At 32.5% G+C, this 22,298-nt stretch carries 25 protein-coding genes; 12 read left to right on the top strand and 13 right to left on the bottom strand.

Annotated elements, in window-relative coordinates:
• Positions 1 to 4 precede the first annotated feature (4 nt).
• A complete protein-coding gene (locus tag ACVC43_RS09620) occupies positions 5 to 631 on the bottom strand; it encodes a LysE family translocator (RefSeq protein ID WP_452224300.1) in 627 nt (208 codons plus the stop codon).
• Positions 632 to 737: 106 nt separating this feature from the next.
• Here ACVC43_RS09620 and ACVC43_RS09615 point away from each other — a divergent pair, with 106 nt between their 5' ends.
• Positions 738 to 1,664 carry a T9SS type A sorting domain-containing protein gene (locus ACVC43_RS09615; protein ID WP_452224299.1) on the top strand — a complete coding sequence of 309 codons (927 nt, stop codon included), beginning with the start codon at positions 738 to 740 and terminating at the stop codon, positions 1,662 to 1,664.
• On the opposite strand, the gene ACVC43_RS09610 is transcribed toward ACVC43_RS09615, so the two are convergent.
• The gene (locus tag ACVC43_RS09610) at positions 1,656 to 2,681 is read right to left on the bottom strand and encodes a quinone-dependent dihydroorotate dehydrogenase (protein WP_452224298.1); all 1,026 of its coding nucleotides are present in this window, start codon (positions 2,679 to 2,681) and stop codon (positions 1,656 to 1,658) included. The genes ACVC43_RS09615 and ACVC43_RS09610 overlap by 9 nt on opposite strands.
• 119 nt (positions 2,682 to 2,800) lie before the next feature.
• Between ACVC43_RS09610 and ACVC43_RS09605 the strand changes: the two genes are divergently transcribed.
• From ACVC43_RS09605 to ACVC43_RS09575, 7 genes are all read left to right on the top strand, one after another.
• Positions 2,801 to 3,034 carry a type II toxin-antitoxin system ParD family antitoxin gene (locus tag ACVC43_RS09605; protein WP_452224297.1) on the top strand — a complete coding sequence of 78 codons (234 nt, stop codon included), beginning with the start codon at positions 2,801 to 2,803 and terminating at the stop codon, positions 3,032 to 3,034.
• Positions 3,034 to 3,324 carry a type II toxin-antitoxin system RelE/ParE family toxin gene (locus tag ACVC43_RS09600; RefSeq protein WP_452224296.1) on the top strand — a complete coding sequence of 97 codons (291 nt, stop codon included), beginning with the start codon at positions 3,034 to 3,036 and terminating at the stop codon, positions 3,322 to 3,324. Before ACVC43_RS09605 ends, ACVC43_RS09600 begins: the two co-directional genes overlap by 1 nt.
• Positions 3,325 to 3,417: 93 nt before the next feature.
• Positions 3,418 to 4,656: a peptidase T gene (gene pepT, locus ACVC43_RS09595; RefSeq protein WP_452224295.1), complete on the top strand. Its 1,239-nt coding sequence runs from the start codon at positions 3,418 to 3,420 to the stop codon at positions 4,654 to 4,656.
• A 233-nt stretch (positions 4,657 to 4,889) separates the two neighbouring features.
• A complete protein-coding gene (locus ACVC43_RS09590; RefSeq protein ID WP_452224294.1) occupies positions 4,890 to 6,353 on the top strand; it encodes a ligand-binding sensor domain-containing protein in 1,464 nt (487 codons plus the stop codon).
• Positions 6,354 to 6,507: 154 nt separating this feature from the next.
• The gene (locus tag ACVC43_RS09585) at positions 6,508 to 6,945 is read left to right on the top strand and encodes an SET domain-containing protein-lysine N-methyltransferase (protein ID WP_452224293.1); all 438 of its coding nucleotides are present in this window, start codon (positions 6,508 to 6,510) and stop codon (positions 6,943 to 6,945) included.
• Between the two features lie 57 nt (positions 6,946 to 7,002).
• Positions 7,003 to 7,368 carry a DUF2200 domain-containing protein gene (locus ACVC43_RS09580; protein WP_452224292.1) on the top strand — a complete coding sequence of 122 codons (366 nt, stop codon included), beginning with the start codon at positions 7,003 to 7,005 and terminating at the stop codon, positions 7,366 to 7,368.
• Between the two features lie 29 nt (positions 7,369 to 7,397).
• Positions 7,398 to 8,000: a YdeI/OmpD-associated family protein gene (locus ACVC43_RS09575; protein ID WP_452224291.1), complete on the top strand. Its 603-nt coding sequence runs from the start codon at positions 7,398 to 7,400 to the stop codon at positions 7,998 to 8,000.
• Between the two features lie 28 nt (positions 8,001 to 8,028).
• Here the strand turns inward: ACVC43_RS09575 and ACVC43_RS09570 are convergent, their stop codons facing one another.
• The 5 genes from ACVC43_RS09570 to ACVC43_RS09550 all read right to left on the bottom strand — a co-directional run bounded on the left by ACVC43_RS09570 (position 8,029) and on the right by ACVC43_RS09550 (position 12,137).
• Positions 8,029 to 9,042, bottom strand: a complete 1,014-nt coding sequence (locus tag ACVC43_RS09570) for a LacI family DNA-binding transcriptional regulator (protein WP_452224290.1) — start codon at positions 9,040 to 9,042, stop codon at positions 8,029 to 8,031.
• A 126-nt stretch (positions 9,043 to 9,168) separates the two neighbouring features.
• Positions 9,169 to 9,456 (bottom strand): preprotein translocase subunit YajC, encoded by a 288-nt coding sequence (gene yajC / locus ACVC43_RS09565; protein ID WP_452224289.1) that lies wholly within the window; start codon positions 9,454 to 9,456, stop codon positions 9,169 to 9,171.
• Positions 9,456 to 9,947, bottom strand: a complete 492-nt coding sequence (locus tag ACVC43_RS09560) for a DUF1573 domain-containing protein (protein ID WP_452224288.1) — start codon at positions 9,945 to 9,947, stop codon at positions 9,456 to 9,458. The genes yajC and ACVC43_RS09560 overlap by 1 nt, the downstream gene beginning before the upstream one ends.
• A 58-nt stretch (positions 9,948 to 10,005) precedes the next feature.
• Positions 10,006 to 10,950, bottom strand: coding sequence for a transcription antitermination factor NusB (nusB, locus tag ACVC43_RS09555; RefSeq protein ID WP_452224287.1), 945 nt, complete (start codon positions 10,948 to 10,950; stop codon positions 10,006 to 10,008).
• Positions 10,951 to 11,030: 80 nt separating this feature from the next.
• Entirely contained in the window at positions 11,031 to 12,137 is a 1,107-nt protein-coding gene (locus ACVC43_RS09550) for a Glu/Leu/Phe/Val family dehydrogenase (protein WP_452224286.1), read from the bottom strand.
• 143 nt (positions 12,138 to 12,280) lie between these two features.
• On the opposite strand from ACVC43_RS09550, the gene ACVC43_RS09545 reads away from it, so the two are divergent.
• Both ACVC43_RS09545 and ACVC43_RS09540 read left to right on the top strand, forming a co-directional pair.
• Positions 12,281 to 14,038: an ABC transporter ATP-binding protein gene (locus ACVC43_RS09545; RefSeq protein WP_452224285.1), complete on the top strand. Its 1,758-nt coding sequence runs from the start codon at positions 12,281 to 12,283 to the stop codon at positions 14,036 to 14,038.
• Positions 14,039 to 14,132: 94 nt separating this feature from the next.
• Positions 14,133 to 14,540, top strand: coding sequence for a PUR family DNA/RNA-binding protein (locus ACVC43_RS09540; protein ID WP_452224284.1), 408 nt, complete (start codon positions 14,133 to 14,135; stop codon positions 14,538 to 14,540).
• Positions 14,541 to 14,597: 57 nt separating this feature from the next.
• Here ACVC43_RS09540 and ACVC43_RS09535 read toward each other — a convergent pair whose 3' ends face one another.
• A complete protein-coding gene (locus tag ACVC43_RS09535) occupies positions 14,598 to 15,629 on the bottom strand; it encodes a 1-acyl-sn-glycerol-3-phosphate acyltransferase (protein ID WP_452224283.1) in 1,032 nt (343 codons plus the stop codon).
• A 43-nt stretch (positions 15,630 to 15,672) separates the two neighbouring features.
• Positions 15,673 to 16,008, bottom strand: a complete 336-nt coding sequence (locus ACVC43_RS09530) for a tRNA-binding protein (RefSeq protein ID WP_452224282.1) — start codon at positions 16,006 to 16,008, stop codon at positions 15,673 to 15,675.
• A 140-nt stretch (positions 16,009 to 16,148) separates the two neighbouring features.
• Between ACVC43_RS09530 and ACVC43_RS09525 the strand changes: the two genes are divergently transcribed.
• Positions 16,149 to 16,955 (top strand): SDR family oxidoreductase, encoded by an 807-nt coding sequence (locus ACVC43_RS09525; protein ID WP_452224281.1) that lies wholly within the window; start codon positions 16,149 to 16,151, stop codon positions 16,953 to 16,955.
• A 4-nt stretch (positions 16,956 to 16,959) separates the two neighbouring features.
• Here the strand turns inward: ACVC43_RS09525 and ACVC43_RS09520 are convergent, their stop codons facing one another.
• From ACVC43_RS09520 to ACVC43_RS09510, 3 genes are all read right to left on the bottom strand, one after another.
• On the bottom strand, positions 16,960 to 17,502 hold the full coding sequence (locus ACVC43_RS09520; protein WP_452224280.1) for a YfiT family bacillithiol transferase: 543 nt from the start codon (positions 17,500 to 17,502) through the stop codon (positions 16,960 to 16,962).
• 3 nt (positions 17,503 to 17,505) lie between these two features.
• Complete coding sequence (locus ACVC43_RS09515) at positions 17,506 to 18,207, bottom strand: tetratricopeptide repeat protein (protein WP_452224279.1); 702 nt, start codon at positions 18,205 to 18,207, stop codon at positions 17,506 to 17,508.
• Positions 18,208 to 18,326: 119 nt separating this feature from the next.
• Positions 18,327 to 19,259, bottom strand: a complete 933-nt coding sequence (locus tag ACVC43_RS09510; RefSeq protein ID WP_452224278.1) for a peptidylprolyl isomerase — start codon at positions 19,257 to 19,259, stop codon at positions 18,327 to 18,329.
• A 140-nt stretch (positions 19,260 to 19,399) separates the two neighbouring features.
• On the opposite strand from ACVC43_RS09510, the gene ACVC43_RS09505 reads away from it, so the two are divergent.
• Positions 19,400 to 19,837: a hypothetical protein gene (locus ACVC43_RS09505; RefSeq protein ID WP_452224277.1), complete on the top strand. Its 438-nt coding sequence runs from the start codon at positions 19,400 to 19,402 to the stop codon at positions 19,835 to 19,837.
• A gap of 90 nt (positions 19,838 to 19,927) precedes the next feature.
• Here ACVC43_RS09505 and ACVC43_RS09500 read toward each other — a convergent pair whose 3' ends face one another.
• Positions 19,928 to 22,120, bottom strand: a complete 2,193-nt coding sequence (locus ACVC43_RS09500) for a RecQ family ATP-dependent DNA helicase (RefSeq protein ID WP_452224276.1) — start codon at positions 22,118 to 22,120, stop codon at positions 19,928 to 19,930.
• Positions 22,121 to 22,298 lie beyond the last annotated feature (178 nt).

Genomic DNA, 22,298 nt, shown 5'->3' with positions numbered 1-22,298 from the left:
TAAACTATTTCTCTGAAAAGAAAATAAAAATTGCTATCCCAACAAACACCACAATTTGTAGCCATTTTAAAACAACACCTATTTTTTTATTAGACTTTAAATAGGTGGAAATCGAGCCTGCAAGAATAGCAATTCCAGAAAATATAACTAAGGAAGTAGCCATAAATAACAAACCCAAAACGTAAAATTGTTTTACAGTACTTAGTGTTTCAGAAAACAAGAAACCAGGAAAAAAAGCTAAGAAAAATATGGAAACTTTTGGGTTAAGCACGTTCATTATTACACCTTGCTTAAATAGTTGCCATAGTGATTTTTTAGGAACCGAGTCGTTACTTAACTCTACTGTAGAATCACTTTTATACACTTTATAAGCCAAATACAAAAGATATGCAGCACCTAAACATTTAATTATAAAAAAGAGCATATCATTCTCTTTTATAATGGCAGAAACTCCAAAGGCTACTAACGTGGTATGAAACAGACACCCAGAAATTAATCCGCATACCGTTGCCAGTCCATATTTTGTACCATTTACAATACTCTGCATCAATACATAAATATTATCTGGTCCAGGAGAAATGGCTAAGGCTGATGTTGCAATAATAAATGCAAATAGCGTTTCGTAATTCAAGTGTATTATTTTTTAGTTAAAAATAATACTTTATTGCAGTTTGGCATTATATCTGTAAGTTTTATATATAAATAGCGACTACTATATAAACCTATAAAATAATCTGATGATGAAGAACTTTACCCTACTTAATTACTTTCATTTAATTACTGTTCTCTTAGTTAGCTTAGGCATTTATGCTCAAAGCACGGCTATTTACGATGTTACTTTTAATAGTACTTGGAATGCTGCCGAGCATACCTCTATTCCTGCAAACGATCATTATTCAAATTTAGTTGGTGCAACTCACAAAAATGAAAATGAGTATTTTCAATTAGGACAAATTGCTTCAACAGGTATTAAAAATATGGCTGAAATAGGTAGCAATAGCGCATTAATGAATGAAGTTCAGGCTTCCTCTAACACTAAAGAATGGTTTAACAGTTCCTTTTCTCCAAATAATGCAGAAAATGGAAGTGCTACAATTACTAATATTGAAGTAACCGAAGAACATCATTTATTGACGTTAGTTTCTATGATAGCACCAAGTCCAGATTGGTTTATTGCAGTAAATAGTTTAGACTTAAGAAACGATACAAATACAGATTGGAAACAGTCTTTTACAGTAGATGTTTTTGTTTACGATGCTGGCACAGATAGTGGGAGTAACTATAATTCTGCAAATGCGCCAACAAATCCACAAATGCCTATTTCAATGATTAACAGTGCTCCTTTTAACGGAAATAAAGTTGGTGAATTAGTGGTTACCTTTAAATCTTCTACGTTAAGCACTACAGAATTTGAGACGTTAGACAAATTTAAATTGTTTCCAAATCCTTCAAAAGGAAAAGTAAGTGTTTTGGGAGCTTCAGTATCGAAAATAAAATCTATTCAACTTTATAATATCTTGGGTAGTAAAGTAAAAGATATAACCGTTTCGGCTACTAATAACCGTTTTGAAATGGATTTATCAAACTTAAATAAAGGCGTGTATTTGGTTAAGCTGAATGATGAAAGCGGTAATTCTAAAACTCAGAAATTGGTTTTACAATAAAGCCTTATTAATTTTCTTAACTAACGCAGGGCCTTCGTAGATAAAGCCTGTGTATATTTGTATTAAATCTGCTCCAGCTTCTATTTTTTCTAAAGCATCTTTGGCAGAATGAATACCACCAACGCCAATAATTGGAAACGCTTGCTTACTCTTTTTAGATAGGTACCTAATCACTTCGGTAGATTTCTCTTTAATTGGTTGTCCGCTTAAACCGCCATTGCCTATTTCGGCTAAACGCTCCTTAGAAGCTTTTAAACCTGTTCTATCGGTAGAGGTATTACTTGCAATTACACCATCTAAATTGGTTTCGGCAATAAGTTCTACAATTTCATCCAGCTGACCTTCATTTAAATCTGGTGCTATTTTAAGTAAAATTGGTCGCTGTTTTTCAAAGGTTTTATTTGCGTTTTGTACGGCTCCTATTAATTCTAAAAGATAGTCTTTGTCGTTTAGTTTTGCATGACTGCCCACATTTGGACAACTTACATTCAATACAAAATAATCGACGTAAGGATGCAAGGCATTAAAACATTCTAAATAATCTCTGGTATAATCTTCAGGTTTTGTTTGTGTGTTTTTACCAATGTTTCCGCCAATTATTAGCTTGCCTTTATTCTTTTTTAACTGAGATATCGTTGCCTGAAGTCCTTCATTATTAAAACCCATGCGGTTTATAATACCTTTATCATCCTTTAATCTGAATAAACGTTTTTTAGGATTCCCAACTTGACCTTTTGGTGTTACGGTTCCTATTTCTATAAAACCGAAACCAAAATTTGCCAGTTCGTTATACAACACTGCGTTTTTATCGAAACCAGCTGCCAAACCTACCGGATTTTTAAATGTTAAACCGAAGAGTTTACGTTCCAGTTTAGCATCTTCAACCACATACAAACTTCTGTAAAATGATGCCATTCCAGGAATTTTGCATGTAAATTTTACCAGAGAAAATGTAAAATGATGAATCTTTTCCGGATCGAAAGCAAAAAATAAAGGGCGAAGTAGTGATTTGTACATGTGGTAATGTTTGGGCAAAAATACGCTGAAATTAAAAAGAATTCAAATTTACATTATATCTATATTTGCTAAATATGGATATTTTGTGTAATTTTATTAAAACCTTTAATTTTTATGATATGAATGTAAGCTTAACAAAAAAACAGGAAGCATATATAGCTAAAGAAATTGCTTCGGGCGATTTTCAGAACGCGAGCGAATTGGTTCGTGATGCTCTAAGGTTGCATGAAATTTACAGACATAAAGTGGTCGTTGATTTAAGAGCTGAAATTGAAAAAGGATGGTCCAGTCCAACAACTAATCAAACAGTTAGTGAAATTCTATCCGAACAAAAGAAAGAAATGGGAATTTAATGGGTAACTATAAAATCTCAGTAATTGCTAAACAGGATTTAAAGAACATTTTTAAATATTCCTTTAAAGAATTCGGTTTAAATCAAGCAGAAATCTACATTCATCAATTAGAAATTTCTATAGAAAAACTCGCTATAAATCCAGATATTGGAAAAACGAGGAATGAATTAAAAAATGGACTTTACAGTTTTCCTGAACAGGAGCATATTATTTTCTATCGCATTTTTAAAAATCATATTAGAATTGTTAGGATACTTCACAATAAAAGAGATTTAAAGAATTTCCTTTAATTCAATTTCTATTATACGTCGTATATCGTATTTTTACAACTTCAAATTAATTGCTAACCATTTAAAAGATTTCTGCCTGCGCAGGAAATGACTATGATTTCAAAAGAAGATATAATAAAACGCTTTGTAAGTTACGTTACCGTAGATACTGAAAGCGATCCAGAAAGCGACACCACACCAAGTACAGCCAAACAATGGGATTTAGCCAATGCCTTAGTCGATGAACTTAAAGCCATTGGTATGAGTGACGTTACAATAGATGAGAATGCATACATTATGGCAACTTTGCCAAGTAATGTGGAACACGATGTGCCAACTATTGGGTTCATTTCGCATTTTGATACTACGCCAGATTTTACAGGAGCCAACGTAAACCCTCAAATTATTGAGAGCTACGATGGTAAAGATATTGTACTTAATGAAGCAGAAGATATTGTACTCTCGCCAGATTATTTTGAAGATTTATTACTATACAAAGGTCAGACGTTAATTACAACAGATGGTACTACACTTTTAGGAGCAGACGATAAAGCTGGTATTACAGAAATTGTTTCGGCGATGGAATATTTAATTGCCAATCCGCAAATAAAACACGGCACAATAAAAGTCGGTTTTACACCAGACGAAGAAATTGGTCGTGGCGCACATAAATTTGATGTCGAAAAATTTGGTGCCGATTGGGCTTACACTATGGATGGCAGCCAGATTGGTGAGTTAGAATACGAAAACTTTAATGCTGCAGGCGCCAAAGTCCGCGTGAAAGGAAAAATTGTACATCCAGGTTATGCCAAAGGTAAAATGGTAAACTCTATGTACATTGCAACCGAGTTTATAAACTCGTTACCACGTATGGAAACACCAGAACACACCGAAGGTTACGAAGGTTTTTTTCACCTATACTCTATTAACGGTGAAGTTGAAGACACCGTTTTACAATACATTATTAGAGATCACGACCGCGAGCATTTTGAAGCACGAAAAGAAGTGATGCAAAAAATCACTAACGAGATTAATGCACAATACGGAAGAGAAGTTATTGAAATTGAAATAAAGGATCAATACTTTAATATGAAAGAAAAGGTAGAACCTGTAATGCATATTGTAGATATTGCCGAAGAAGCTATGAAACAATTAGGCATTAAACCACTTATTAAAGCGATTCGTGGTGGCACCGATGGCTCGCAACTAAGTTATATGGGCTTGCCTTGCCCTAATATTTTTGCTGGCGGACATAATTTCCACGGCCGTTACGAATACGTGCCAGTAGAAAGTATGATAAAAGCTACTGAAGTGATTTGCAAAATTGCTGAATTGACAGCTTTAGAGAAGTAAGCAGTTTGCAGTTGCAGTTTGCAGTGCTTACTCGAATGTATTAAAACACTTACAACGCTTTGGTTTTGGGTGTTTTTTGTATTTAATGGATTTTGACTTTGCGAAAAAAAATGGCTAACTTCGTTTAACGATTGATAAAAAACACATGTGCTGAAATTGTTACAGTATTAAAACGATTTTTTATCAGAGAACATTGCCAGCAATATGAACAAACGCATAGAAAAATTGACTTAATGAAATTACCTTTTTTTATATTGCTTATGGGAATTACATTCTCATTAAACGCCCAAAATCTTTTCCCTGTAAAATTAGACAACTGTGAAACTGATAAATTTTGTCTGGACTGTGGAGATACCCAAGCTGGCTATCAAGGAAAGGAGTTTTTAAAACTTCAAGAAAAATTGAACGATGAATTAAAATTGAATGGAATTAAAGGTGCTGTTATGTTTCAAGTTCTTGTTAATTCAAAAGGACGTGCTTGTGTTTTGAGTCATACAGACAAATCAAAAAACTTCATAACACAGAAATTAATTAAAGAGCTGAATCGATTCAAAAACTGGACACCTGCAATAACAAACGGTAAAATAGAAGAAAAATCTTCAATCAATATTGTTTTCAAAGTAGATAACAACAAAATTATAGGACAAATTGAAAGAGTTGATAAAAAGGCTTTTGAGAAATCATTTGACAAGCCAAATAGCCCAGAAATCTATAATGAAAATTATGTTTACGAAAACGAAAACTTAAGCAATTATGAAATAACTGTTTGGAATTCAAAAAACTCAAATTTACCTAATAATTGGAATGACCATATTTCCATTGATAAAAATGGCTTAATATGGCTTACTGTGAGCCAAGGTTTGGTAACTTTCGATGGAAGCGAATTTAAAAATGCCGAACAAAATATTTCTGATAAAGGTAAATACTTCGGCTATTATGAATTAGCAACGGATAACAATAATGTAAAATGGATTTATGCTAAAAACAACATATATAGTTATGATAATGAGAAATGGGTAAAATATGACTCAACACAAATTGGAATTAATTCTGCATATAATATTGTCAACAACCAAAAAACAGGCGAGTTATTTTTCTGCACAAAAAATGGAATAAGTATTCTTAAAGATGGTAACTGGTCAAAAATTGATAAAAACTTATATAAAGGCTTACCTGGAGATAGAGTTTCATTTGCCAAAAGAGATTCTAAAAATAGAATTTGGATTGGAACTTATGATGGAACGGCAATGATTGATGAAAATAATCAAGTAACAAATTTCGAGAAATTATCCACAGTTTTAAAAGGAAAATGCATCACTTCGATGGACGAAGACGAAAACGGAAACCTATACTTTACACTTTACGAATTTGACAGAAAAAACAAGAAGCAAGTCAATAACAATGAGGGAATAGCAATACGAGATATAGATGGTAATTTCAAACAATTTACAACTGATAATTCTGGAATGCCTTTTAATCATACTAACTGCGTGTTATACGACAAAAATGAAAAAGTTCTATGGATTTCGACTGACAGAGCAGGATTAGTGAGATACGACTTAAATGATGGTTGGGAAAATTATCATAATGAAAATTCAGATATTCCCACATCTTATATTTCGACTATGACATTTGATGAGAGTGGGAATTTATATTTAGCAACAAGACAAGGATTAGTAAAAATTGAACGAAAATAAAATACAGCTGGCAACAATGGCTATAAGTAATTGCTTGTTCTCGCCTACTTCTGAAAATCCTCTCGGATTTTTAGTTTGGTGTGTACTAGCAAAGTTAAGTGCTAACCCACGCAACTACTCATAGCCGAAATCGTTAAACCAACCTTCCCAAATCTTGAAAATTTCAAAAATTAAATCAAACGAAACGCAAACCAATACTATTGAAGCTCAAGAATCGGAGTACTTGTATATAAAACCTTCACAAATAAAGGAAGCTGGTAATGGACTTTATACTGCCATAACTATTTATAGAAATGAAATTATCTCAATTTTTACTGGAGAAATAATAAACGCTACCGAAGCCGAAAAAAGAATACAGCAAGAGTTAGACAGGTATTTTATAGTTTTGTTAGATGGTACTATTTTAGATAGTATGCATACCAATGGCTTTGCCAAATATGCTAACGATGCTTTGGGCTCTTCATTTAAAAACAATGCAAAAATAACTTTAGATGATGATGAAAATGTTTGTTTAATGGCAACCAAAAAAATTAAAGCAGGCGAAGAAATATTCTGTAGTTATGGCAAAAGCTATTGGAAGAAGCACGGTTAGAAGTATCATTACAAACATTAAAAAAATTTAATTATTTTTGAGTACAAACCAAAAGTTATGACTACGACACCAGAACACGATAAAAGAATTGCAGAAATGAAGTTCTTTTCTGTGTATCCGCATTACGTTACTAAAGTCGAAAAAAAAGGACGCACCATTGCAGAGTTACATCAAGTAATAGAATGGCTTACAGGTTTTGATGATGATAAAATTCAAGAATTTATAGACAGCAAAGCCACCTTTAAAACCTTTTTTGAAGCAGCAACATTAAACCCAAATGCAGACCTTATAAAAGGCGTAATTTGTGGTTATAGAATTGAAGATATTGAAACACCTTTAACAAAACAAGCGCGTTATTTAGATAAATTAATAGACGAACTTGCTAGAGGCAGAAAAATGGATAAGATTTTACGAACGCAATAAATTAGATTCCTGCTTTCGCAGGAAATGTTATGAAAAAAGTACACTCAGTCGAAGAATACATAGAAAATAATACTCATTTTAATGAAGCATTGGTAACACTTCGGGAATTATTATTGTCTACAAATTTAGAAGAAAGTATAAAATGGTCTGCTCCAGTTTATGCGTATAATGGCAAAAACGTTATAGGTTTGGGTGCCTTTAAAAAACACTTCTGCTTATGGTTTTTTAATGGTGTCTTTTTAAAAGACGAGCATAAATTATTAGTTAATGCTCAGGAAGGAAAAACCAAAGCGCTTAGGCAAATGCGTTTTGAAACGCTTGAAGACATAAATAAACCTGTGGTGCGCTCTTATATAAAAGAGGCTATAGAAAACCAGAAATTAGGTAAAGAAATAAAACCTGTTCGCGCTACAAAAAAAGACGTTGTTATTCCAGATTTAATAGCTGAAGAATTAAAAACGAACACCGTATTTAAAGATGCTTTTAAATCGCTTACGCCATCTTGCCAGAGAGAATATTGCAATTATATTACTGAAGCGAAAAGAGATGCTACAAAGCACTCAAGACTTGAAAAAATAAAACCTATGATTTTAAAAGGAGTTGGGTTACACGATAAGTATAAAAATTGTTAAATGCCTTAGTCTTCATTCAATTTAAAAATTAAACCCATAAAGTTGTCCCTCTTAAATTTAAACTAAAATCTATTGTTTTAGTATGTGCTTCTATTGGCTCTTTAGATTCTAAGCGCTTAACCATTAATCTAACCGAAGCTTCACCAATGGCATCGCTGTGTTGCGTTACTGTAGAGAGTTTAGGGTTTGTAAATGGCAATACGTTATCGTCGCTAAAGCCAATAATGGATATTTCTTTAGGTATATTATAGCCTTGTTTTTTTGCTTCGTTTAAAGCAACAACACCAGAGATATTATCTATAGCTATTATACCATCAATATCTTTATTGTTATTAAATAGTTTTTCTATTTCAGCTTCTAAATCTGCAATCTTTTCAACTTTAATTTCTGTTAACGTACTTGTTTTGTGCGTAGCATCTTCAATAGCCTTAAAACAACCTTTTGCTCTTAATTTACCAACACTTAATTCATCGATATTATTAATCAATACAATGTTTTTTCTGCCTTCTTTTATTAAATGGTTTGTAGCATTGTAAGCGGCCTGAAAATCGTTAATAATAACCTTATCGCATTTAATCGTGTCTAAAACACGATCGAACATTAGTACTGGAATGTTTTGATCTAAAATACTTTTAAGATGCTCTGTTTTATTAGTTTTTTGTGTTTCCTCTGCAATAGACATGATAAAGCCGTCTACACTACCATTTTCTAATAATTGTAAACTATTCGCTTCCTTATCGTATAATTCGTTAGATAAGCATGTAATAATATTGTAGCCCTGTTTTGCAGATTCGCGCTCAATACCACAAAGTACTTTAGCAAAAAAATGATTAAGAATATTAGGAATAATAACGCCTATAGTTTTAGTCTTACTGTTTTTTAAACTTAAAGCTACACGATTGGGCTTGTAGTTATATAACTCGGCAGCTTCCTTAACACGAGCAATTGTTTTTTCTCCAATTTCACTACTACCATTTAAAGCTTTAGAAACTGTAGAAATGGAAACATCTAATTTTTCGGCAAGTGCTTTTAGAGTAATCATAAGTATTAAATTTGGTAAGATTAACAGCAAGATATTAAAACTAATGCAAAAATAAGCCTTACCATTTATAAAAAAGAAAAGCTCCAAAATTTCTTTTGGAGCTTTTTTAATCTATATTTTAAAAAATTACTTTTTAGCTGGTGCATTTAATGCCTTACTGCTTTCCATAGAAATTGCAGCACGATCGAACTTTAATTTTCCAGACATAGTCTCTATTACGCAACTATTATCTTTATCATTTAGTTCTACAATTTTACCATGCATACCGCTTTTGGTAACTATTTTATCGCCTCGTTTTAATTCTGAAGCAAACTTTTTTTCGTTTTTAGCACGTTTCATCTGTGGTGCAATCATAAAGAAATACACGACAGCAAACATTGCTAAAATTGGCAAGAAACTTGAAATATCTCCCATTACTTAATTACTGGAGATAAAGGTGTTGCTGTTGCTGGCGCATTAGGATCTGGCTTAACAAATGCAGTAATTTGCACTACTTCTCTACCCTTTTCTGTGTTAGCTGTTACCGTAATCGCTTTCGAAGTTTTGTTGCTTCCTTTTCCATTAAATTTAACAGTAAACTGCCCTTCTGCTCCAGGTGCTAATGGCTCTCTTGACCAATCTTTAGGAATGGTACATCCACAAGTACTTTTAACATCTGTAATTACTAATGGTGCTTCTCCTGTATTTTTGTATTTAAATACTGTTTCTACTGGAGTACCATTAATGATTTCGCCAAAATCGTGAGCCGTTTTATCAAATTCTAATACTGGGAATTTTGATGCTGCTTCATCTCTTTCTGCAGCTGCTGCTACCTTTGTGTCATCTACTTTGCTCGTTGCATCTTCTTTACAAGATGATAATGCTATCATGCATAATGCACTAAATAATACTACTAATTTTTTCATAAATAAATTTTTTAAATATTTTGGGTAATTTCGGTGCAAAAATAACATTTTTTTTCAACTACATCAAACCACGACCAACTTTATTTAATTTTCCATCGGTTTGATATTCTTTTACAAGCTTATCTAATATCCCGTTAATAAAGACACTGCTCTTTGGTGTGGAGTACTCTTTAGAGATATCTATATACTCGTTTATAGTCACTTTTGTTGGTATTGATGGGAAATTTTGAATCTCGCAAATCCCCATTTTTAATAGCATAAGGTCTATACTTGCAATACGATCGCTATCCCAATTGGTGGTTTTTTTGGAAATTTCTTCGGTTAACTTATTTTGATTTAGAAGCGTTTTTCTAAATAAATTTATAGCAAACTCTTTATCTTCAATATCTTTATATAGTTTTGGCAAAAAGTGAAACGCATTGGCGTCTTTTTTTGCTTTACGCAATAATTTTACTATGGCTGTATTTACAGGAGCTAAATCGTCTAACCAAGTTAAATGCTTGTCTTCTAAATAATCGTAAAGTTGATCGTTAGGCGCAATTATTTCTTTAAAAATATCTATAACAAAATTACGATCTGCATTAAAGTCTGAAGTTTTAGTCTCAAGATATTCTTTATAAATATCACTCGCCAAAATAGCTTTAAAGATAATATCTACATATTCTGAATCTAGCTCCCAATCGTTAATATTATGCGCTTCGAATTTAGCTTGTAATTGCTCATTATCTCTAAGCAATAGCAGTAGTTCGTTATTAACAAATTTACGGTTAGGATTTTTTTCTTCTTTAGTAGCAAGATGCTTTTTACTGCTTTTTTCTAAATGTGTTTCGGCACGTTTTTGCACTTCAATCATTAACGAAATTAATAGCAAGTACAAATTATACATGTTATCTATACTGTACAATAAGAATTTTTGATCTTTAGAAAAGTCATCACTTTCTGTACCATTAAAGGCATAAAGCACTTGCATAACTTTAATTCTAATGTGTCTTCTATTTAGCATCTTTACAAAGAACTTAAAAAAATTAGAGCGAAAGTGGTAGTCACTTTCGCTCTGCAAAAATAGTATATTTTATGAATAACTTAGCTATTGGAATTTTCTTTTTTTCTGTCATCAATTCTGCGTTGCGCAATATTTAATGCAGCCTGATGTGTTGTAATGTTATTGGCTTCGGCATTATTTAATATCTCTAAGGTAGTATTATAAATATTTTCGGTTTTACGCATGATTTCAGTTTTGCCATAATTCTCTAATTCTGCATACACATTAATTATGCCTCCTGCATTAATTAAAAAATCTGGTGCATAAACAATGCCTTTATCCTGAAGCATTTGTCCGTGAATTTTCTCGTTGGCTAATTGGTTATTAGCAGCTCCTGCAATTACTTTTGCCTGAATTTTATTAATGGTATCATCATTAATAGTGGCACCTAAAGCACAAGGTGCGTAAATATCTACAGCTTCGGAATAAATGTCGTTTCCTTTATAAATTTGTGCACCGTATTTAATGCTTATTTCGTTAAGGCGTCCTTCGCTTATATCTGAAATAATAACCTTAGCACCTTCGTTTGTTAGATGTTCTACCAAGGCTTCTCCAACATGACCTATACCTTGAACAATGATTGTTCTATCTTCTAAAATATCTGATCCAAATTTGTATTTTGCAGCAGCTTTCATCCCCATAAATACACCATATGCTGTAATTGGCGAAGGATTTCCGGCACCACCTTTTTCTTCAGAAATACCTGTAACATAAGGTGTAACCTCACGTACCAAATCCATATCGCTGGTTTCCATCCCTACATCTTCGGCAGTTATGTATTTACCACTTAAAGAGTGTACAAACTCACCAAAACGCCTCATAAGCTCGGGTGTTTTTTGCGTTTTTGCATCACCTATAATAACTGCTTTCCCACCACCAAGATTTAAGCCCGTAATTGCAGATTTAAAGGTCATGCCTCGAGACAGACGTAAAACATCGTTTAATGCTTCCCATTCGTTATTATACTGCCACATTCTGGTGCCTCCCAAAGCAGGTCCTAATACTGTGTTATGGATACCAATTATTGCTTTTAATCCTGTATCTTTGTCGTTGCAAAAAACAATTTGTTCGTGATTATCGAATGATAATTGACCAAAAACCGGATCGATTTTATGTAATTCGTTTGCGTTTATAATTTCTGAAGTCATTGAAAATCCTTATAATTATGTTAGACTAATTTTACATATTCTGTAAAAAGAACGTGCAAAAATAATCTAATATTAATATGATAACAAAAATAACGATGCATAATTGAAGAATTGTTAAAAACTATAAAAAACAAAAACTGTAAATGAGAGAATTACAGCACCTTAATAAATACTTCTTTAAATATAAAACTCAGTTATTAATAGGTATATTAATTACTATCATTTCAATTATATTTAAAGTTTTCGTTCCTAAGCTTATTGGCTCTATTATAGATGTTGTGAATAATCAATTACAAAATCCTGAGAACCCTATTACAGATTTTAAAACCGAATTATTAAATAATATTTTATTAATCGTAGGAACCTCAATTATTGCAGGTGTTTTAACCTTCTTTATGCGCCAATACATTATAAACGTATCGCGTTATATAGAGTTCGATTTAAAAAACGAAATTTACCAACAGTACCAAAAACTCTCTTTAAATTTCTATAAAAAAAATAGAACTGGAGATTTAATGAACCGTATTAGTGAAGATGTTGGACAGGTAAGAATGTATGCTGGTCCTGCAATAATGTATAGTATTAATACCATTACGCTATTTATCGTGGCTTTAATATTTATGTTTAAACAAGCACCTTTGCTTACACTTTATACCATAATTCCTCTACCTATTTTATCGATTTTAATTTATAAAATAAGTAAAGAAATACATAAACGAAGTACTGTTGTACAAGAATATTTATCTAAACTGTCTACATTTACACAAGAAGCTTTTAGTGGTATTTCTGTAATAAAAGCCTATGGTATCGAGCCACAAACGCAAGCCGATTTTAACACCCTTGCCTTTAACAGTAAAGAAAAGCAACTAAGTTTAGTGCGTGTTCAAGCCTTTTTCTTTCCTATGATGTTATTACTTATAGGAATTAGTAACATAATTGTTATTTACGTTGGCGGCATGCAATATATAAATGGTGAAATTTCTCTTGGAAACATCATCGAATTTATAATTTACGTAAACATGCTTACTTGGCCAGTAGCAACTGTTGGTTGGGTTACTTCCATTATACAGCGTGCTGAAGCTTCCCAAAAACGAATTAATGAGTTCTTAAAAATTGAACCTGAGATAAAAAATAACAATACTGATCCTTCTCAAATTATTGGTAATATTGAATTTAAAGAGGTTCATTTTACATATGACGATACCAATATTAAAGCCTTACAAGGTGTAAGTTTTAAGGTAAACTCCGGCGAAACATTGGCCATAATTGGAAAAACCGGTTCGGGAAAATCTACAATTTTAGATTTAATAGGGAGATTGTACGACATCGATAAAGGCGCCTTACTAATAGATAACAAACCAATAGACCAACTCAATCTTACCAATTTAAGAGATGCTATTGGCTATGTACCGCAAGATGCCTTTTTGTTTAGCGACACCATAAATAATAATATAAAATTTGGTAAAGAAAATGCTACAGATGATGAAGTAATTAATGCTGCTAAAAATGCACAGGTGCATAAAAACATTAGCAAATTTACTAATGGTTATAACACCATTCTTGGAGAAAGAGGCATTACCTTATCTGGTGGCCAAAAACAACGTGTATCTATTGCGCGAGCGATTATTAAAAATCCAAAAATTCTGCTGTTCGATGATTGTTTGTCTGCGGTTGATACAGAAACCGAAGAAAAGATTTTAAATAACCTTAAAAAAGTAAGTACCGGAAAAACAAGTATTATAGTGAGTCACAGAATATCATCGGCTAAAAATGCAGATCAAATTATTGTTTTAGATAATGGAAAGATTGTACAAAAAGGAACACATAACCAACTCATAGATACTGATGGTTACTATAAAGAGCTATACTTAAAGCAACTTAGCGAAAACACTTCCGTATAACTTTTACAATGTCTTTATAAAAGAAAAACTTTAAAATGTTGTGTGGTTTTAATTTTTTTATATTTTTGAAACTCAATAACAACAAACTAAAGCTATGCATAATAAAGAGATGATGGAGAAAGAGGAAATTTACTCAAAGGTTTTAAGAGCTGGAAGACGTACTTACTTTTTTGATGTTCGCGCAACTAAAGCGGGAGATTACTATTTAACAATTACTGAAAGTAAAAAGTTTACAAATGACGATGGCTCGTTTCACTATAAAAAACACAAAATTTACTTGTACAAAGAGGATTTTTCGGAGTTTAATTCAATTTTACAGGAAATGACAGATTATGTTATTGCCGAAAAAGGTGATGAAGTTATAAGTGATCGTCATCAAAAAGATTTTAAGAAAGAATACGACACGCCTGCTTCAACTGAAACTACAAATACCACTGAAACCACAGAAAGCAGCGAAACTGCCGAAAGCAGATTTACAGATATCGATTTTGATGATATTTAAAATATATTAACTTTTAAACTAAAAATGCCATTTCTGTGAAATGGCATTTTTTTTTGCTTACAACTTAACTGCCAAAAGAGCAATACATAAAGCAGACAGTATAAAATATATAGCTATACTTACCGAAAACGTAAAAGTTAGCACTATTGCTATTACTAACAACCATATAGGCACCAGTGTTATGGCAATGGCAAACCTAAAAGTAGATGTAAACTCAATTTCTTTAATTTTTGGTTGCACTACTTTTTTCCAAACTAAATAGGGTACAAAACAAATAGTAATTAGAACTGCTTTAAAAAATAGCTTTACATAATTAGTCCTTTTCGTTAGTTGTGGTTCGCAACTACTAAATTGAGACTGAATACAAGTATTAACTTTTTGTGGCTCTAAAAAGTTTACATTATAAGTTTTTAATGTGGCGATTGTTTCATTATAATTTTCAGTTTCAATATGTGTTGTTAATGTTTTTAAGGCATGATGTATATCTGTTTTTAAGCTATTGATTGCTTGATTTTTTTCTTCCAAAATGTATTTTGAAGCTGGAATTGGAGTTCCATAATTAACCATGACTTCGTCCGGACAACTAATAGCATTTTTGTAATTTAAGCCTACCGGAATTAACTGTAGTTGGGTAGCAGGAGTGTTATTTACAACACCTAAAACAATACGAGTAAAGCCTTTACTTAAAGGCCTAACTGTTCTTATTAAACTATGGCTTCCTTCAGGAAAAATGGTAACTGCATCATTTTTGTTTAGTAACGAAATGCATGTATTAAAAATAGCATTATTCAAGCTTAAATGCTGCCAGCCATCACGTACGCGATACACTGGTATGAGCTGTAACGCTTTTAAAATTTTTCTTACCAATGGCTTTTTAAATACTTGTGCACGCGTTAAAAAATGAGCATAGCGACCAGAGGTAATAGCCATAATTAAAGGATCTAATAGGCCGTTTTGATGATTTGCTAAAAATAAAACTGGAATATGTTTAGGTATCTGAGTCTTTTTTCTCACTTCAATTTTTCTGAAATAAAAAAACATACCAATGCTAATGTATGTTTTTACAAAAAATAATAAGAGTGATTTCAAAGCGATAAATTGTATTTAATGTTGTACTTGTAAACGTTGGTATTTATGAAACAACACTTCCTTTTTTTACTGAATATTCAGGTTTTAATAAAATAACATCCTTGCCATCTACTGCTCCAAGTACCAAACATTCACTCATAAATTTACCAATTTGCTTTTTCGGGAAGTTAACTACAGCTAGTATTTGCTTATTTAACAGGTCTTCCTTTTTGTACAATGTTGTTATTTGTGCTGAAGATGTTTTTAGGCCTAAAGCACCAAAGTCGATTGTTAATTTATAGGCTGGATTTTTTGCCTCAGGAAAAGCATTAACTTCTATTATAGTGCCTACGCGAATATCTACTTTAGTGAAATCGTCGAATTGAATGGTATTACTCATGCTGTGAATTTACGAAAGTTGACTTACTACAACAAATTCATATAATAAATTAATAATCTTTTTATTATTCCCGAGTTATCAAACTCCTAAGTAAAAACATATATTTGTTATTATAGGTAATTAATTGTCTATAGAAATACATGAAAACAATTAAAGATAAAACAGTTTTAATTACTGGCGGAGCTTCAGGAATTGGTAAAATTTTAGCACGCTTGTTTTTAGAACGCGGAGCCAAAGTTATAATTTGGGATATTAACCAAACAACTATAAACAGTACTTTAGCCGAATTTTCAAAACTTGGAAGTATTAAAGCTTATACAGTGGATATTTCTGATACTAAACAAATTCAAAATACAGCCGAAATAACAAAACAGGATTATAGTGGTATAGATTTACTTATAAATAATGCAGGTATCATTGTGGGCAAATATTTTCATGAAAATACAGTTGCTGATATTACACAAACAATGAGCATAAATGCCAATGCACCAATGTTAATTACATTGGAATTTTTAGATAATATGTTAAAAAATAATGTCGGACATATTTGTAATATCGCATCTTCTGGCGGATTGATTTCTAATCCAAAAATGGCTGTGTACGCTGGAAGTAAATGGTCTCTAATAGGTTGGAGTGACAGTTTAAGATTGGAAATGAAAAAACTAAATAAAAACATTAATGTAACCACCATAATGCCTTACTATATAAATACTGGGATGTTTGATGGTGTAAAATCTAAAATACAAATACTTGAGCCCGAAGCAGTAGCACTTACCATTTTAAAAGCCATTAGTAAAAATAAAAAAATGGTAACTATTCCCGGATATATGTACAGACTCGCCAGAATAGGTCAAGCAACAATGTCGGTTAATTTTTTCGATTGGTTTACTGGTAGTGTATTAGGAATATACGATACTATGAATCATTTTTCTGGTCGAAAAAAATAGCATGTTATTTCCAATTTTGCCGCTCCATTAATCGCTCAATATGTGCAAAGTGATGATTAGAATGCCAGGCATAAATTCCTAAATTTTCCTCTAAGCTTACAACTTCATTACCATCTGGATGAATAAATGTGCGCTTTAAATCTAAAGCAGATAAGCCTTTTGCAAAATATACCAATTTGGCGTGTATCACCCTTATATGTAGTAATGAGTTTTCAATAGGTTCGTTATAATCATGTAACTGCGACCAGGCATTTTCGTCATAAGCTTTTATTATAGGGTTATCTTCGGTCATTGCCCATTTAAATCGTGTGTAGCTATTATGGTGGCTATCGCTTATGTGATGTATAAGCTGTCTAACTGTCCAACCCTCTGGCCTGTATGGTGTATCTAACTGATTATGGTCTAATGCACTTACTAAATGCTCTAAATGTACAGGAAAGTGTTCTAAAATAGAAATCCATTCATTAATATGATCTTTAGTTATTTTGGCTGGACAATTAAATTTTCCTATTGGGTATTTAAGTTTTTCGAGTTCCTGGCTATGCATTTTTTATTGTTTCTTTTTAGTATAAGCTTCTATAAAACGTTTCGCTCTTCTATTTCCTGTGTTGTATTGCAAAGCTTTTTTATACTGCTCGTACGCTTTTAAACTATCTCCTATTCGAGAGTAAGCATCTGCTAAACTATCGTAAACATTATCGCTTTCCGGATATAGTGCTACATTAATTTTAAATATCTCTATCGCTTCATTAAACGCATTTTCATTCATTTTTTTGTAGCCCAATCTGTTAAAAGCAGCTTCTTCAATAAACACACTTGTAGAATCTTCATTTTGTATTGCCAGATAACCTTCAAGCGCTTTATTATATTCTTTATCCTTTAAATAAGCACTTGGTACTTTTATAGAATCTGGTAATTTTTTATAATCGTAAGTTGTTTTCGACGTTTCGTCTTCAGGGATTTCAGAAATATAATACACGTTATTTTCAGGATGCTTTATAAATTGAATTTTCTTATTCATTTCCTTAACAAAATAGGTGTCCTCGCCTAAGTACATAGGTTCAATTTTATTGGCTCCTCTCCATTTTAAAAAAAGTTGGTTGTTATTAAAATAGACTTCTATTTCTTCATTTGCGTTGTATAAATAGCGACCAGAGGTTTCTTTAATAAACTCTGGTGTATAGTGTGCAGGTTTAGTACAGCTTGTAATAAGCGTGAACAATAAAATAAAAAAGAGGTGGTTTATTTTCATTTTTAGTGGTATTGGTTGCTATAAAATTAGTAAATATGGCGCATAAAAAAACGCCTTGTATTTACAAGACGTTTTAATTATTAATTTGTTACTCTATTTTTTATTATAATCGCTTCGTATTACTTTACATCCATTAACTCTACGTCGAAAATTAAAGTAGCATCTGCAGGTATAACACCTCCTGCACCTTGTGAACCGTAACCTAAGTCGCTTGGTATAACAAAACGTGCTTTATCACCAACATTCAACAAACTCACACCTTCATCCCAACCAGCGATTACTTGTCCCATACCTAAGGCAAAATCAATTGGTGCGTTACGTTTGTAAGACGAATCGAAAACTGTACCATCAGTTAACGTTCCTTTGTAATGTACAGAAACTGTTTTTCCTTTTTCTGCTGGCGCACCATCTCCTTTTTGTACAATTTTGTAACGTAATCCGCTATTTGTTTCTTCGAAACCTGCCGAAAACTTATCTAATTCTGCTGCTTTAGTTGCGCGCTCTTCTGCAATTCTTTTTTCGCGTGCGCCTTCGAAAGTTCTAAAAGCTTCAATAGCATTAAACTTTTCTGCAGCTTCACCTACTCTTACAATTTCTAAAGTTTCAATTTTATCTCCTTGAGTAATAGTATTTACAACATCTTGTCCTTCTACAACATTTCCAAAAACGGTATGATTTCCGTCTAACCAATCTGTGGCAATATGCGTAATAAAAAATTGACTTCCATTAGTTCCTGGTCCAGCATTTGCCATGGATAAAACACCTGGCCCACTATGCTTTAAATCTGGATGAAATTCGTCATCAAATTTGTAACCAGGATTTCCAGTTCCAGTTCCTTGAGGGCAACCACCTTGAATCATGAAATCTTCTATCACTCTATGAAACTTTAAACCATCATAGTAAGGCGTGCCTTGTGGCTTTGCAGAATTTTCCATATTTCCTTCTGCTAAAGCAACAAAATTACCAACTGTTCCTGGAGCTTTTTCAAATTCTAAATTCACTAAAATAGTTCCTTTACTTGTATTAAATTTTGCGTATAAACCGTCTTGCATTGTCTTATTTTTTAATGAGATGCAAAGATATGAAGAACTTAAAAGTTATAGGTTATGAGTTGTGAATTTTTTTATAAAGTCTATATTAAATGTTTTTTAGATGAATTTTATTAGCTTTGAAATCGAATTAAAAATTATTTATGGGAGTTTTTGGAAAATTATTTGGAAGTAAGCAAAAAGAAGATAAAACAGCCGACGACAATTATATTGAAACAATTATAAAGTCGAGTGAAAATGAACCTTTAGCCTTATCCAATAATAGTGTTATGTATGTTGGCTACAATGAGTTGGGAGGCTATTACTATTTGCAAACATTTATTGTAGGCCGTTTGAAAGTGAAAACTAAAAATGGCGCCACGTTAGATGTGGAAGGCACTAATTATAATTTAACACTAAATTCTGATATGCCTGAGTTAGAATCTGACCCTGCACATCCACTTGAAGGTTATGTAACAAAAATAGATTTTCAAATAGAAAAAAAAGATGTTGAAAAGATAAAACGATCAAACATAAAAACGCTCACGCTTTTTATTAAAAAAGAGGAGCATATCTTTTCAATTTATAAAAGTGAAAATTAAAATATACAGTCTGATTTTTTAGCTTTAAAAGCAAAACGCTTATTGAATTAGCATGCTTAGCGTAAGCGCTACATTGCGTTAAAGCCATTATTAATTGGCAACTTCGCTAATAAACTTAATTCTGTACAAACGTAGTTCTTCATCATCATAATCACCATCAAACTCATCGATAGCCACGTCAATTTTATCGGTTTCAGATTCCATAAAGTAATCGTGTAATTCCTCTTGTTGGTCCTCATCTAACAAATCGTCAATCCAGTAATTGATATTCAGTTTTGTACCAGAATAAACAATCGCTTCCATTTCTTTAATAAAATCGGCCATTTGCATACCTTTTGCAGAAGCAATATCGGTTAGAGGCAATTTTCTATCCACATTTTGAATAATATAAAGCTTTAACCCAGAGTTTGTGCCAGTTGATTTTACAATAAAATCGTCTGGTCTCATAATGTCGTTTTCCTCGACATATTTATCGATTAAAGCCACAAAATCTTTTCCGTATTTTTTTGCCTTACCTTCTCCAACACCATGCACATTAGAAAGTTCTGCAATAGTAATAGGATATTTAAGAGCCATATCTTCTATAGAAGGGTCTTGAAAAATTACAAATGGTGGAACACCAATTTTTTTGGCATTTGCCTTACGTAAATCTTTAAGTAACTTCATTAAGGTTTCGTCAACCACTGCACCTCCACCTTTAGAGGCAGTTATAATATGGTCGTCATGAGTACTATCGAAAGTATGGTCTTCCGTCATCATAAACGATGATGGGTTTTTAACAAAATCCTCTCCAGCTTTGGTTAATTTAACCACTCCGTAGGTCTCAATATCTTTCTTTAAATAGCCTGCTACCAATACTTGTCGTAGTAATGCCATCCAATATTTTTTATCTTGATGTTTCCCTTTACCAAAATAAGGCTGCGCATCTGTTTTGTGCGAACTTATCATGGCATTAGATTTCCCAACAATAACATTAACTAAATCCTTCGATTTGTACTTTTCATTGGTTAATTGCACAATGTTTATTAAAAGTGCTGCATCGTCTTTGGCTTCACGCTGTTTTTTAGGGTGGCGCATATTATCGTCCATATCGCCTCCATCACCTGTTTCATTATCGAATTCTTCACCAAAATAGTGCAGAATAAATTTTCTTCTGGAAATTGAAGTTTCACAATAAGCAACCACTTCCTGTAATAACGCATGACCAATTTCTTGTTCTGCAACAGGCTTACCAGACATAAACTTTTCTAGTTTTTCAATGTCTTTATAGGCATAAAAAGCCAAACAGTGTCCTTCTCCTCCATCGCGTCCTGCACGTCCTGTCTCCTGATAATAACTCTCAATACTTTTTGGGATGTCATGATGTATTACAAAGCGCACATCTGGTTTATCTATACCCATTCCAAAAGCAATTGTAGCAACAACAACATCGATATCTTCCATTAAAAACATATCCTGGTGCTTAGCTCTTGTTTTAGCATCTAATCCAGCGTGATATGGCAAGGCTTTTATACCATTAACCTGTAATACCTGAGATAGTTCTTCAACGCGCTTTCTACTCAAACAGTAAACAATACCTGTTTTACCTTCATTTTGCTTTATAAAACGAATAATATCTGAGTCGACATCTTTTGTTTTAGGTCGAATTTCGTAATATAAGTTTGGTCTGTTAAACGATGCTTTAAAGGTTGTAGCATCACTCATACCCAAATTTTTAAGTATATCTTCCTGTACTTTTGGCGTTGCAGTTGCTGTTAAACCTATAATAGGAATATCATCACCAATACGCTGGATAATGGTACGTAAATTTCTATATTCTGGTCTAAAATCGTGTCCCCATTCACTAATACAATGTGCCTCGTCTACAGCCATAAATGAGATTTTTACACTTCGTAAAAACTCTACATTTTCTTCTTTGGTTAGCGACTCTGGAGCGACATACAGTAATTTTGTTATACCATTAGTAATATCTTCTTTAACCTGTTTAATCTCTGTTTTGTTTAGAGACGAATTTAAAACATGGGCTACTCCATGAGCGTCTGAAACGCCTCGAATAGCATCCACCTGGTTTTTCATTAAAGCAATTAGCGGTGACACCACTATTGCTGTTCCTTCTTGCATAAGCGCAGGAAGTTGGTAGCACAGCGATTTTCCTCCACCAGTTGGCATAATAACAAAAGTGTTGTTTTTAGATAAAATACTTTCGATAACGGCTTCTTGCAAGCCTTTAAATTCGGTGAAACCGAAATATTTTTTTAGCGCAGTACGAATTTGACTTTTCACTATTTTTTTAAAGGGATTAATTATTTACACATTTACTTACACAAAACATCTTCTTTTTCTGGCACTATTATAACGAAGAATTAAAGCTTTAATTTTAATTTTTCGTTAAATTTGCCGAGATACTCAACAATCATTAAAAACGAAGTATTTTGCGTAATATTTAAAGATAATAAAAATC

This window comes from Lacinutrix chionoecetis (assembly GCF_053604665.1).
The sequence above is the reverse complement of the archived record's forward strand: the minus strand, read 5'-3'. Positions and strand labels throughout refer to the sequence as shown.